The 12,908-nt window shown below is 72.8% G+C and carries 12 protein-coding genes; 2 read left to right on the top strand and 10 right to left on the bottom strand.

Annotation, left to right across the window (positions count from 1 at the left end):
- Positions 1-33: 33 nt before the first annotated feature.
- The gene (locus AB0K36_RS13565) at positions 34-1,269 is read left to right on the top strand and encodes a styrene monooxygenase/indole monooxygenase family protein (RefSeq protein WP_307708254.1); all 1,236 of its coding nucleotides are present in this window, start codon (positions 34-36) and stop codon (positions 1,267-1,269) included.
- Here AB0K36_RS13565 and AB0K36_RS13570 read toward each other — a convergent pair.
- The 4 genes from AB0K36_RS13570 to AB0K36_RS13585 all read right to left on the bottom strand — a co-directional run bounded on the left by AB0K36_RS13570 (position 1,242) and on the right by AB0K36_RS13585 (position 4,297).
- Positions 1,242-2,060, bottom strand: coding sequence for a coiled-coil domain-containing protein (locus tag AB0K36_RS13570; RefSeq protein WP_364592696.1), 819 nt, complete (start codon positions 2,058-2,060; stop codon positions 1,242-1,244). The two genes, AB0K36_RS13565 and AB0K36_RS13570, sit on opposite strands and share 28 nt — an antisense overlap.
- 243 nt (positions 2,061-2,303) lie before the next feature.
- Positions 2,304-2,579 (bottom strand): DUF8847 domain-containing protein, encoded by a 276-nt coding sequence (locus tag AB0K36_RS13575; protein WP_364592699.1) that lies wholly within the window; start codon positions 2,577-2,579, stop codon positions 2,304-2,306.
- A 10-nt stretch (positions 2,580-2,589) separates the two neighbouring features.
- Positions 2,590-3,318 (bottom strand): TetR/AcrR family transcriptional regulator, encoded by a 729-nt coding sequence (locus tag AB0K36_RS13580; protein ID WP_364592702.1) that lies wholly within the window; start codon positions 3,316-3,318, stop codon positions 2,590-2,592.
- Between the two features lie 43 nt (positions 3,319-3,361).
- Entirely contained in the window at positions 3,362-4,297 is a 936-nt protein-coding gene (locus tag AB0K36_RS13585) for an AurF N-oxygenase family protein (RefSeq protein ID WP_364592705.1), read from the bottom strand.
- Between the two features lie 166 nt (positions 4,298-4,463).
- On the opposite strand from AB0K36_RS13585, the gene AB0K36_RS13590 reads away from it, so the two are divergent.
- Complete coding sequence (locus AB0K36_RS13590; protein WP_364592708.1) at positions 4,464-5,573, top strand: ferritin-like domain-containing protein; 1,110 nt, start codon at positions 4,464-4,466, stop codon at positions 5,571-5,573.
- Positions 5,574-5,706: 133 nt separating this feature from the next.
- On the opposite strand, the gene AB0K36_RS13595 is transcribed toward AB0K36_RS13590, so the two are convergent.
- From AB0K36_RS13595 to AB0K36_RS13620, 6 genes are all read right to left on the bottom strand, one after another.
- The gene (locus AB0K36_RS13595) at positions 5,707-6,159 is read right to left on the bottom strand and encodes a DUF3291 domain-containing protein (RefSeq protein ID WP_364592711.1); all 453 of its coding nucleotides are present in this window, start codon (positions 6,157-6,159) and stop codon (positions 5,707-5,709) included.
- A complete protein-coding gene (locus tag AB0K36_RS13600; protein ID WP_364592714.1) occupies positions 6,156-7,214 on the bottom strand; it encodes an amidase family protein in 1,059 nt (352 codons plus the stop codon). The genes AB0K36_RS13595 and AB0K36_RS13600 overlap by 4 nt, the downstream gene beginning before the upstream one ends.
- A complete protein-coding gene (locus AB0K36_RS13605) occupies positions 7,211-8,671 on the bottom strand; it encodes a penicillin-binding transpeptidase domain-containing protein (RefSeq protein WP_364592717.1) in 1,461 nt (486 codons plus the stop codon). Before AB0K36_RS13605 ends, AB0K36_RS13600 begins: the two co-directional genes overlap by 4 nt.
- A complete protein-coding gene (locus AB0K36_RS13610; RefSeq protein WP_364592720.1) occupies positions 8,668-10,059 on the bottom strand; it encodes an FtsW/RodA/SpoVE family cell cycle protein in 1,392 nt (463 codons plus the stop codon). Before AB0K36_RS13610 ends, AB0K36_RS13605 begins: the two co-directional genes overlap by 4 nt.
- Before the next feature lie 138 nt (positions 10,060-10,197).
- Positions 10,198-10,506 carry a zinc-ribbon domain-containing protein gene (locus AB0K36_RS13615; protein ID WP_364592723.1) on the bottom strand — a complete coding sequence of 103 codons (309 nt, stop codon included), beginning with the start codon at positions 10,504-10,506 and terminating at the stop codon, positions 10,198-10,200.
- A 56-nt stretch (positions 10,507-10,562) separates the two neighbouring features.
- Positions 10,563-12,692 carry a HEAT repeat domain-containing protein gene (locus AB0K36_RS13620; RefSeq protein WP_364592726.1) on the bottom strand — a complete coding sequence of 710 codons (2,130 nt, stop codon included), beginning with the start codon at positions 12,690-12,692 and terminating at the stop codon, positions 10,563-10,565.
- Between the last annotated feature and the right edge of the window lie 216 nt (positions 12,693-12,908).

The raw sequence follows: 12,908 nt of genomic DNA on the forward strand, positions 1-12,908 counted from the left end.
CGAACCGCGACGCAGAACCACGGAGAACCCGCCATGCGGAAGATACTCATAGTCGGTGCCGGTCAGTCCGGCCTCCAGCTCGCCCTCGGCCTCCAGTCCAAGGGCTACGAGGTCACCCTGATGTCGAACCGCACGGCGGACGAGATCCGGTCCGGCCGGGTCATGTCCACCCAGTGCATGTTCCACACCGCCCTCGAGCACGAGCGCGACCTCGGCATCAACTTCTGGGAGTCGCAGGCCCCGAAGATCGAGGGTCTCGGCGTCTCGGTCGCCGCGCCCGACGCGAGCCGCGCGGTCGACTGGGTCGGCAAGCTCGACGGCTACGCGCAGTCGGTGGACCAGCGCGTGAAGATGGCCGGCTGGATGGAGACGTTCGCCCAGCGCGGCGGGCAGCTCGTCATCCACGGCGCCGCCGTCTCCGACCTCGACTACTTCTCCCGTACCTACGACCTGGTGCTGGTGTCGGCCGGCAAGGGCGAACTGGTCTCCATGTTCGGCCGTGACGCCTCCCGCTCCCCGTACTCGGAGCCGCAGCGCGCGCTCGCCGTGGCGTACGTCCACGGTCTCGGTCCGCGCCCCGAGCACCCCGACTACGACGCGGTCCGCTGCAACCTGGTCCCCGGCGTCGGCGAGCTGTTCGTCATGCCGACGTTCACCACCTCCGGGCGGGCCGACATCCTCTTCTGGGAGGGCGTCCCCGGCGGGCCGCTGGACGTCTTCCAGGGCGTCAAGGACCCGTCGGAGCACCTGGCCCTGACGCTCGAGCTCATGGAGAAGTTCACGCCCTGGGAGTACGCGCGGGCCACCAAGGTCGAGCTGACCGACGCGGGCGGCACGCTCGCCGGCCGGTACGCCCCGACCGTCCGCAACCCCATCGGCCGGCTGCCCGGCGGCGGGCTCGTGCTCGGCGTCGCGGACGTCGTCGTGGCGAACGACCCGATCACCGGCCAGGGCTCCAACTCGGCGTCCAAGTGCGCCGCCTCCTACCTCGCGTCGATCACCGAGCACGGCGACCGGCCGTTCGACGAGCAGTGGATGCAGGGCACCTTCGACCGCTACTGGGACACGGCGCAGCACGTCACCAAGTGGACCAACGCGATGCTGGGCGTCCCGCCGGAGCACGTTCTCAACCTGATCGGCGCGGGCGGCGTGCTCCAGCCGGTCGCCGACCGGTTCGCCAACGGCTTCAACGACCCGGCGGACTTCGAGAACTTCTTCTACGAGCCGGAGAAGGCCGAGGCCTACCTGGCGTCGGTTTCCGGAGCCTGACCGCCGTCGTCCGCCTCGTCCGGGATGCCGTCCGCCACGGCCCCGGGCGGGGTCGGCGCCCCGCCCGGGGCCGTGGCGAGGGCGGTGAGCTGCTCCGTCGGCAGTGAGGCGAGCAGCCCTTCGGCGGAGCGCAGCCGGGCCGTGGCCGAGTCGCGCGCGTGCTTCTTCCGGGCCGCGAGCACCAGCTCCCGGTCCAGGGCCCTGCGCGCGGCGGCGGCCAGCTCCCGGGACCGCTTCTCGCCGGCCTCCAGCCTTGCCATGGACGCCAGGCGGCCGGAGGCCGCGCGTTCGATGAGATGCCCTTGGTCCAGGGCGCGTTGCGGGTCGCGGGCGAGCAGCAGCTCCAGGTAGGAGGAGAGCTCCGACGTGCCTTGGTACTGCTCGCGGGCGATCCGGCCCGCCTCGGCGCGGCTCAGCGCGAGCGCGCCGCGTGCCTCGGCGAGTGCCTTGTTCAGCCGGGCGGTCTCGGTGCGCTGGGTCCGCAGCGCGGTCTCGGTGCTCCGATAGGTCTCACCGGCCGCCTCCGCCTGCCGGTACAGCTCCTTCAGCCGGGTCAGGACAGCGGCCGTGCCGGGCGTGGCGGTGAGCTCCCCGAGCGGGAGCGGCGGTCCCGCGGCGGGTTCCGCGCCGGCGAACCGCTCCATGACGGTGTCCCCGAGATCGCCGAGCAGCTTGTCGACGGCGCCTTGCCGGGGCTCCGGGGAGTCCGCCGCCGCGGGCAGCATCGTGGCCGTCGCGGCGACGACGAGCACGCCGACGCAGACGGCGTGCAGTGAGTACCTGCCTGACACCCGATCACCTCCGGCCCTGGCGGCGGCCGTTCCGCCCGGGTCGACCCTGCGCCGCACGCCGAGCCACGGCGACCGCGGGAGGGCGGCCCGGCGCAACGAGGTCACCCGTGCAGGGACGATGCACCCGCGTGCGGCGCGGCTGCTTGCCGTACGGCGCGGCGTGGGTCCGCGGCGCGGGCGGGGTTCTGGAGCATCCGCTTCCCGGCCGGGCCGCGTGCCCGGCGCGGGTCTCCGTACGGGGCTCTAGACCGGACCCCCCGGCTTCGACCAGGGCCACCTGATCTCGCGCCGCTCCACGCCACCGGGCGCGTACTCGTACTTCCAGCCACGCTGGATCCCGAGGCGTTTCGTGTAGCCGGAGGGGACGCGGCGGTACGCGTGGACGGTGGGCGGGGAGCCGTCGTCGTTCGGTACGGGCACCTTGTACCACTTCGGGGGGTGGCCGGTGGGGCCGAGGAGGACGGGGAGCACGCGCCCGTCCAGGGGGCCGCCCTCGAAGGGGGTGTTCTCGCTTCTCACCGCATCAGTCTCACAGCAGGTGGGCGGCGCCGCCCACGACGGGTCCCAGCCTGCGCACCAGCGTGCCGACGGGTCCGGCCGCGGCCTCCTGCGCGAGCAGGTCCGCGACCACGCCGGCCGTCTCCTCGTCGGTCGCGGCCGTCACCGTCAGCAGCGCGACCAGATGGTCGACGAGCCATTCGCGCAGCTCGTCCGTCGGCGGTTGCTTGTCCTCGTCCAGCCAGATCAGCGAGGCGGCCTCGACCGCCGCGATCCAGGTCCTGACCATCATGTGGAGCCGCGGTCCCGGGCCGTCCACGCCGAGGTGGACGAGGATCTGCTCGGCCGCGGCGCGCCGCACCTCGTCGACGATCGCGGTCGTACGGGAGGTCTCGGCGACACTTCCGCCCCGCAGCAGCGCGCTGAACCCGGCGTCGTGCTCGTCCACGAACGCCAGATAGCGGTCCAGCACCCGGGTCAGGCGCTCGGTCGGCGGGCCCGCCTTCGGTTCCGCGAAGCACAGTTCCAGCCGGTCGGCGGCGGAGCGCAGCGCCGCTTCGTAGAGCTGCTGCTTCCCGCCGGGGAAGTACCGGTAGACGAGCGGCCTCGAGACCCCGGCCGCCTCCGCCACGTCGTCGAGCGAGATCTCCTCCGGCGGCCGGTGCGCGAAGAGGGTGAGCGCCGCGGCGAGCAGTTGCGTGCGGCGCTCCTCGACGCTGAGCCGTCGGTAGGCGCGGGTCGCGGGAGCGGGACTGGTCATGCTCCGCAGCGTAACCGCAGCGTGCGCGGCGGCCCTCATGCGCTCACGCGAGAAGGCCGGAACTCTTCCACAGCCTGCGGCCCGCCCCGCGCAGCACGCCGATGTCGTCCAGGAAGTCGGTCAGCCGGCGGGCGCCGGTCTGCATCACCTCGCGCCGGTGCCCGCTGGCCTTCACCTGGGCGACGGCCTCGCGGCGGTCGAGGCCGACGTTCTCGTAGACCTGCGGGTTGATGAAGCAGACGCTGAAGACGCGGGCCGCCTCGCCGCAGCTGAGGCGGGTGAACTCCTGCTCCCAGCGCGGCGCGGTCACCATCTGGCGGCGCAGCTCCTCGCGGGCGTACCGCACATGGCGGGCCTCCTCGACGACGTGGATGCGGGTGACGCCGCGCACCAGTGTCTGCACCCGCTCGTCGGGGAAGGTCAGGCGCTGCATCCAGTCGAGGATCTCCTCGCCGAGGAGGGTGGCGGCGAACGAGCCGGGCGTGGTCGAGACCGTCTTCAGCACGCGGGCCAGGTTGTGGTAGACGCGGGGCACCGGGTACGCGGGCGCCCCGCCCTTCTGGATCATGCGGGCGAACATCATCGAGTGCCGGCACTCGTCCGCGATCTCGGTGAGGGCGTAGCGGACGTGGTTGCTGGTGACCGACTTGTCGTAGATGTGGCGCACCAGCAGCTGCATGAGGATGATCTCGAACCAGATCCCGAGCGAGGCGAGCGACGCGGCCTCGTGCCGGGCCAGGTCCATCCGCTGTTCCTCGGACATCTTCCGCCACAGCGGGGTGTCGTAGAGGGAGACCAGCTCGGGGGGCCAGAACCACTTGCCCTCCTCGACGGGCGCCTCCCAGTCGAGCTCCTTGTCGGGGTCGAAGGAGTGCTTGGCGGAGGACTCGAGCAGGCGCGCGGCGACCTGTTCGCGGTCCCGGAGCGGGCCGAGTGCGTCGCGGAGCAGCTGCACGTCGCGGTCGGTCACTGTCGTCATGGCTGAGGGCACCTCGCGAGTCGGATTACCGGCGTCGGTGTTATGAGACTCCCCGTCAGTAAGCTCGTCAATCCCCTGTGCACGACTTGTTGACTGAGCGTCTATCAGCGTGTGAGCCTGCCAACTGTCCCTGCGTACCCAGGAGTACGAGGCGAAGGAGCCGCCGGTGTCGAGTCAGGACCGCTACACGACAGCCCCCTCGGAACCGATCTGGCAGGTCCCGGCCACCGGCTCCGCCCGCTTCAGCTGGGAGTACGAGCACGGCCGTGAACGCCTCCTCGCCCTCTACCAGAAGGGCAAGGACAAGCAGTGGGACGGTGCCAAGCGCATCGACTGGAACCTCGAGGTCGACCCGTACGACCCGCTGGGCACGCCCGACGAGGCGCTCACCCTGTACGGCACCCGGCACTGGGCGAAGATGACCGACCGGGACAAGGGTGAGCTGCGCAAGCACTACACGTCCTGGCAGTTCAGCCAGTTCCTCCACGGCGAGCAGGGCGCCATGATCTGCGCGGCCAGGATCGTCGAATCGGTCCCGGACCTCGACGCCAAGTTCTACTCCGCCACCCAGACCATGGACGAGGCCCGGCACGCCGAGATCTACGGCCGCTTCCTCCACGAGAAGGTCGGCATGCTCTACCCGATCAACGACAACCTGCAGTCCCTGCTGGGGGACACCCTGCGCGACTCCCGCTGGGACATGCCCTACCTCGGCATGCAGGTCCTCATAGAGGGCCTGGCCCTCGCCGCCTTCGGCATGATCCGCGACACCACCACCAAGCCGCTGCCGAAGCAGATCCTCGCGTACATCATGCAGGACGAGGCACGCCATGTGGCGTTCGGCAGGATGGCGCTGCGCGACTACTACAAGCAGCTGAGCGACGCGGAACTGCGCGAACGCGAGGAGTTCGTGATCGAGGGCTGCTACCTGATGCGCGACCGGCTGCGCGGCATCGAGGTCCTGGAGAACTTCGGCGTCTCCAAGAAGGAGGCGGAGGAGTACTCGGAGCAGTCGGAGTTCCTCCACCTGTTCCGCAAGTTGCTCTTCAGCCGGATCGTGCCGTGCGTCAAGGACATCGGGCTGTGGGGCGAGCGGCTGCAGAAGGCGTATCTCGACATGGGGGTCTTCGAGATGGGCGACGCCAGCCTCGACCTGCTGATGTCCCAGGACGAGGAGATAGCGGAACAGCTCGACCGGGAACGGTTCGCGGCCGAGGAGCAGGAGCGGGTGGCGGAGGTGGCGGACGCGATCGCGGAGGGCGCGGGCGCGCCGTAGTCAGGTGTAGGCCGTCCTGCGGCGGCGGCAGGACGGCCGCCCCAGGCCGCCGGTCACGCGGACGCACGCGGTCCCGAGGCGCTCGTCCTCGGGAACACGCTCGGCGAGCGCCGTGGGCGACCGGTGCCGCCGATCACATCTGGGGCGCCGGGAACGACTTCCTCAGGGTGAAGGCCCGCTGCGTCGGCCCGTGTTCGCGGATGTGCAGCAGACGCTCCTCCGCCTCGCGTACCGTCGGCCGGTGACCGGCGGGGACCCACCACAGCGTCGTCATCACCTCGTGCATCCGCTCGAAGAACTCGTAGCGCCGGGCCAGCAGCTCCCGGTGCATGCCCTGGTACATGAAGGCCGTCAGGGCGTCGGTGTCCCGCCACACCGACATGTTCACCATCAGCCAGTCGTCCCCGAAGACCCGCAGATCGGTCGCGTCACCGGCCTCCGTCTGAAGGCGCCAGACGAAGCCGTCGGCGGCGTCCGCGACCGCGTTCACGGGGACGAGGTTGTCCACGAAGTCCTTCAACTGCGGTGAGTCCAGCGGGTGTTTGAGGCGGCCTATGTTCACCTGGGCGAGCTCGTAGGAGGTCATGGCCGCACAGTAATCAGGCCCCTCTCCGCCGCCACCGCCATTTCGACCAGTGAGACGTCCGCCCCCCGGGCCGCCACCAGTTGGAGCCCCACCGGGCAGCCGTCGCCCGTGAAGCCGGCCGGGATGCTGGCCGCCGGGTGGCCGCTCAGGTTGAACGCCCAGGTCAGCGCCGTCGAGTAGACGTCCGCCCCGGGGCCGTCGTGGCCGTGGGGCCGGTTGGGGGTGGCGGGGGTCAGCAGGAGGGCCGCGTCGGCGAACAGGGCGTCCAGGCGGCGGTCGTTCCCGGCCCGCACGGCGGCTCCCCGCGCCGGCCGGCCGGCCCGTACCGCCGTCCACGCGTCGCGCGGGTCGAGCAGGACCGGGCGGGCGTCAGCGAGCCGTACGACACCGGCGGACTCCAGCCGTTCCACCGCCGCCAGCGCGACCGCGGCCACCTCTGGTTCCGTGTCCGCGAAGCCCAGGTCGGCCGACCAGACCGCCGGCAGCGGAAGGACCGGGGCCACCGGCTCGTAGGTGTCCAGTACGCAGCGCAGATACGCCCGGGCGTCCGCCGCCGTCGGGGTGAGGACACCCGCGGAGGCAAGGCCCGTGCGGTCGGGCGAGGGCAGCAGTCCGTTCGTCGTCTTCAGCCCGAACACCGAGCACCAGGCCGCCGGGATCCGTACGGATCCCGCACCGTCGCTCCCGGTCGCCAGGCCCACCATGCCGGCCGCGACCGCCGCGGCCGACCCCGCGGAGGAACCGCCGGGAGTGCGGTCCGGCCGCCAGGGGTTACGGGTCGGGCCGTGCGCGCCGAGGCCCCACGTCTGCCAGGGGGTCCCGGGGCCGGGCACCGATGTCGAGCCGACGGCCACCGCGCCCGCCGCGGTGAGCCGGCGCGCCGCACAGGACCGGATGCCCGAGGGTCCCTTCACCGCGAACGGCATCCCGGCCAGCGGGAGTCCGGTGCACGTCGAGCGTTCCCGGGCGAGCGCCTCCTCGGCCCACACCTCGACGAAGGCGCTCACCTCCGGATCCAGCCGCCCGATGGCGTCCAGCGACGCAGCGATGTTCATGAGCCCCAGAGTGCCGCCCTCATCACGGCCCGCGCGACGGGGGCGGCGCTGCCTCCGCCGCTGATGTCCTCCCGCACCGCGGACGCGTCCTCCACGACCACGGCCAGCGCGACCGCCGGCCGGGGCGCGTCGTACGCCTGCGCCCATCCGATGAACCACGCGTACGGGAGTCCGGAGTTGTCGACGCCGTGCTGCGCGGTGCCCGTCTTGCCGCCGACGGTGGCCCCCTCGATCGCCGCGTTGTCGCCCGTGCCCTCCTCGACGGCCCGCACCATCAGCTCCCTCAGCCGCTGTGCCGTGACCGGGGTCATCGCCTGCCGGTAGGCCCGGGGGCCGTTCTGGGCGACCAGGTCGCCGTTCGCCCTGGTCACCCGCTCCACGAGGTAGGGGCTGCGGATGTCGCCGCCGCTCGCGACGGCCGCCGCGACCATCGCCATCTGCAACGGCGTGGCCGTCGTGTTGAACTGCCCGATCGAGGACAGCGCCAGCTGGTCGGGGGACATGTCGGTGTCGAAGTTGGACGCCGTCACGCCCGAGGGGATCCGCAGCCCGGGGTCGTTGAAGCCGAACCCGCGGGCGGCGGCGACCATGCCCCGCAGTCCGACGCGTGCGCCGAGGTTCGCCATCACGGTGTTGCACGACCACTGGATCGCATAGGCCAGCGAGGCGTCCTCGCATCCCTTCGTCGCGTTCGGCAGCGGGGTGCGGGTGCCGGGCAGCAGATACGGCTCCGGTGTACGGGTGGGCGCGTCCACGTCGTCGACGACGCCGCTCTCCAGGGCCGCGGCGGCTGTCACGATCTTGAACGCGGAGCCGGGGGGATAGGTCTGGCGGATCGCGCGGTTCAGCATCGGCTGCGCGTCCGCGCCGTTCAGCCGGGCCCAGGCCCGGGCGACCTCCGGCCCGTTGCCGGAGAGCAGCCCCGGATCGTACGACGGGCTGCTGACCAGGGCCAGGATCTTCCCCGTCGACGGTTCGACCGCCGCGACGGCGCCCCGCCTGCCGCCGAGACCCCGGTACGCGGCCTGCTGCACGGCCGCCTTGACGGTGGTGGCGACGTCCCCGGCGGACGGCCTGCCGCGGCTCAGGTCGCTCCAGAAGGGGAACGGCGTCAGCAGCGGATCGCTGCCGCTGAGGACCGGGTCCTGCGCGTGCTCGACGAACGAGGTGCCGTAGGTCTGCGACGAGTACCCGGTCACCGGGGCGTACAGCGGTCCGTCGCGGTAGGTGCGCTCGTGACGGAGCTGCTCACCGGTGTCCTTGGACCCGGTGACCGGCCTCCCGTCGACGAGGATGTCGCCGCGCGGCTCCGCGTAACGGGCGATCGCCGACCGGCGGTTGGCCGGGTTCTTCTCGAGGGCCGACGCCTCCAGCACCTGTACGCGGGCGGCGTTGGCCAGCAGCGCGAGCAGGAGCAGCAGACTGAACACGGCGGCGTGCCGGATGCATCGGGTCACCGGGGCACCGCCGGCGCCTGGGCGTGGACGCCCACCTCCACGGGCACGGGCAGCGGCATGCGGGCCGAGTGGCTGAGCCGGATCAGCAGCGCCACGATGACCCAGTTGGTGACCACGGAGGAGCCGCCCTGCGCGAGGAACGGCATCGCCATGCCGGTCAGCGGGATCAGGCCCGTCACGCCGCCCGCGATGACGAACACCTGGAGCGCGACGATGGAGGAGAGGCCGACCGCGAGGAGCCGGCCGAACGGGTCCCGCAGCGCGAGCCCGGCGCTCAGTCCCCGGGCGACCAGCAGCCCGTACAGCAGGAAGATCGCGCTGAGGCCGACCAGCCCCAGCTCCTCGCCGGCGGTGGCGAGGATGAAGTCCGACTTGGTCGCGAAGCCGATCAGCACGGAGTGGCCGAGCCCCAGACCGGTGCCCAGCATCCCGCCGGCGGCGAAGGCGAAGAGGGACTGGGCCAGTTGGCCGGGGCCCTCCCCGGCATCGATGCCGGCGTACGGGTCGAGCCAGTCCTCGACCCTGCTGTGGACGTGCGGTTCGAGCGAGCCGACCGCGTACGCGCCCGCCGACGCCAGCAGCAGACCCACCGCGATCCAGCCGATCCGGCCGGTGGCCACGTAGAGCATGACGACGAAGAGCCCGAAGAAGAGCAGCGAGGTCCCGAGGTCCCGCTCGAGGACGAGGACGCCGACGCTGACCAGCCACACCGCGACGATCGGTCCGAGCACCCGGCCGGTGGGGAGCTGGAGCCGGCGGATCAGCCGGCTGGCGTGGGTGAGGGCGCCCCGGTTGGCGGCGAGGTACGCGGCGAAGAAGACGGCGAGCAGCACCTTCGCGAACTCGCCCGGCTGGAACGACAGCTGCCCCATGCGGATCCAGATCCTCGCCCCGTTGACCGCGGGGAAGAAGATCGGGGCGCAGAGCAGCGCGAGCGCGGCCGTGACGCTGATGTACGCGTACCGCTGGAGGATCCGGTGGTCGCGCAGGACGACGACCGCCACGATGAACAGGGCGACCCCGGAGGTGGACCAGACGAGCTGGGCGGGGGCCGCCCGGTCGAGCGGGGTCTGAAGGTCCAGCCGGTAGATCAGCACCAGGCCGAGGCCGTTGAGCAGGACCGCGATCGGCAGCAGCAGGGGGTCGGCGTAGGGCGCCCGCAGGCGTACGGCCAGATGCGCGAGGAGTGCCAGGACGCCGAGGCCCGCTCCGTAGCCGGCGGCGTCCGGCGGCACCGCGCCGTTCCTGGCGAGACCGACGGCGACGTAGCCGTGGACGCAGATGACGACGGCGCCCAGGAGGAGCGACAGTTCGACGCCCCGCCGCTTGGGCGGACGGGGCGTGGGACACGGCTCGGGCGCCGAAGTGCCCGCTGTCGTTGCGGTCATGCCACGCAACGTAGCAAGCGGCGCGTCCGTTTGTCCCTTTATGTCATAGTGCGCCGGACGTCGAACAGATGGGCCGTCACGCGGGGCCGGCCGGCGGCGGAGACGCTCTCCGCCCGCCGCGCCCGCGCCGCCACCGGCTCAGCGCTGGTAGGGGTGCTGCCCCTGCTGGGCCTGCCCGTGCGGCTGACCGCCCTGGACGCCCTGCCCACCGCCGGCGGACTGCGCCTGGAGCTGCTGCGCCTGCTCCGAGGAGATCTGCTGCTCGGCCCCGCAGAAGGTGCACTGGGTGAAGTGCTTCGTGGAGAAGGGGAACAGCGGCACGAAGAACAGCGTGAACTTCGTGACGCGCTTCCTGAGCGTGTGCGCGGAAGGATTGCCGCAGTGGCCGCACACCAGCGTCAGTATCGCCAGCTGGTAGATGTAACCCTTGGTACCGAAGATGATCATGCTGTCGGGTCCTCCCCGTTCATGGTCCGCCGTCACGCTCCGCTCGGCATGCGAAGTCATGGCCTGCGGTGAACCGCCCGCCGGCACAGAGCCAGCAGTCTCTCGTCCTCCACGATGTCATGACTGTCCGCCCCGTTGTCGATCGCGTTATGACGTCTTGCGGACAGCAGCTCGCGGTCGACCAGACCCACCGCTCCCTCGGCGCCCGCCGGGGTCATGTCCGCCAGGCACGCCGCGGCGGGCACCCGGGTGCGCGGCATCGTCTCCCAGGCCGCGCGCAGCACCGGCCACGCGTCCTCGGGGTCCCCCGTCACCCGCCACAGCGCCTCCGCCGCCCGCACCCGCGTCCACGGTTCCATCGACCGCAGCAGCCTGGCGAGCTGCGGCGCGGCCGACGCCCCCGCCGTCCCCATGGAGGCGAGCACCGAGGCGGCGGACCGGCGGGCCGCCTGCTCGGGCGCGTTCAGCACCGCGCGCAGCACCGGCACCACCGCGGCCGCGTCACCCTCGATCGCCCACAGGGCGCCCGCGGCCCGGGCGGCCGCCGCAGGCGGTAAGCAGGCCACCGTGCCGCAGGCGGACCGCCGGTCCGCCGCCCGCTCGTACCCCGCCTCCCGCAGCAGCCCCCACAGATACGGCGCCGCCTCGTGCGCGGCGGGCCCGAGGGCGGTGAGCGCCCGCACCGCCGCGTCGGTCAGACAGTCACGCCGCTCGCCGGACGCCTCCCGCAGCACACGCAGCACCGCGGGTACCGAGGCCGCCGCCGTGCCCGACCCGAGCACGGACAGCCCGTGCAGCAGCGGCACGGCCCCCTCGGACCGCCGGTCGTCCAGCTCCAGTGCGTCCAGCCGCTCACGCAGCGCCGGGGCGAGCGCGGCGGCGGCCCCGCCCAGCCGGTCCAGCGAGTACCCGAGGTCCCGTGGCACATCGGGCCGCTCCAGGAGCCGCGCCAGCACGGGCACCACCCGCGCGTCGCCGGCCCGCGCGAGGGCGAGGACGGCCGGGCCCAGCGTCGGCGGTCCGCCGTCCCACTCGCGCACCCAGCTGCCCGGCTCGGCGGCCAGCCGCCGCGCCAGCGCGTCCGCCGCCGGCTCCGCCAGGCAGAACAGGTCCCCCAGGGCGTACGCCGCCGCGGCGGCGAGACGCGGCTCGGGCTCCGCGAGCTGGTCGCCGATCAGGCCGACCAGCTCCCCGTACGCGCCCCGCCACGTCCGCAGCAGGGCGCTGCTCATCCGTACGGCGTCGATCCGCTGCGCCCGGTCCGGGCTGCACAGCTGGTCCGCCAGCAGCGCTATCCGGTCCTCGACCCGGTCCCCGAGGCCCGAGTGGAGGGTGCGCAGCAGGTCGGCCGTCCAGGGGGCCGGGCGGCCCACGGTGTCGGCGGCCCGCACCTGGCGGAGCTGGCCGAGCAGCGTCGGCGACGGGAGCCGCTCGGCCGCGGGGGCCGCCGCCACCGGTTCCGTGCGCAGCTCACGCAGCAGTCCCGTCACCCCGGGCACCACGTCGGAGGGCAGCGCGCCGGGGGCGCAGCGGGCGAGCTGCGCGATCGCGGCCAGCCGGAGACCCGCTCCGTACGCCATCCCGGACAGCCCGGTGAGCCACTCCACCACCTCGGGCAGCAGGCCCTGGTGCCGCAGCGCTATCCGCCCGGTCGCCTCCACGCACGCGAGCCGCACCTCAGGGTCCTGCTCGGCGTCCAGCCGGGCCCGCAGCAGGCGCAGGACACGCACCGGGTCGGTGTGCAGGGTGGCCAGCGCGAGCGGGGCGGCGAGCCGCACACCGCGGTCCGGGTCGTCCACCAGGCCGAGGAACACGTCGGCCCCCGCGGTCACCGCGGAGGCGGCCATGGCGTAGTTCGCGGCGTCCTCGAACTCCTCGTCGTCCGGGTCGAGTTCGTCGTCGCCGTCCAGGTCGATGCTGCCGATGCTGGTGAGCAGTTCGACGATGCCGCCCCGGTCCTCGACCGCCGGGTCGGCGACCAGCTCCATCAGGAACGGGATGCAGGCCAGTGTCGAGTCGTACACGTCGCCCTGGTGGTGCACGGCCCCGTACATGGCGTCGAGTGCGCTCTCGCGCTCGGCGGGATCCCCGGAGGCCAGTTGGCGCAGCAGCTCCGGCACATCGTCGGCCGGGCCGTAGGCGTGTTCCAGAGAGGCCCACTCGACCTCGTCGATTCCCGCGAACACGATTGTCCCCCTCCCAAGAAACCTTGGGTCTCAACCCTGTGTCTGGGGGAAGTGTGCCCCAAGGATCCGACATCCTGACCGGTATCCGACGGGGTTGTCTCGGGGTTGTTGAATCCAGGCCTGTTGCCGCCGTCGCGGGCCGGTCTGCGGTGCCCGCCGCCCGGGCCGCCCGGCGGGGGCCCGAGGTCGGCGGCCCCGGCGGCCCGGGGGCGGGCG

The organism is Streptomyces kurssanovii (assembly GCF_040677245.1).
GTDB classification, from domain to species: Bacteria; Actinomycetota; Actinomycetes; order Streptomycetales; family Streptomycetaceae; genus Streptomyces; species Streptomyces kurssanovii.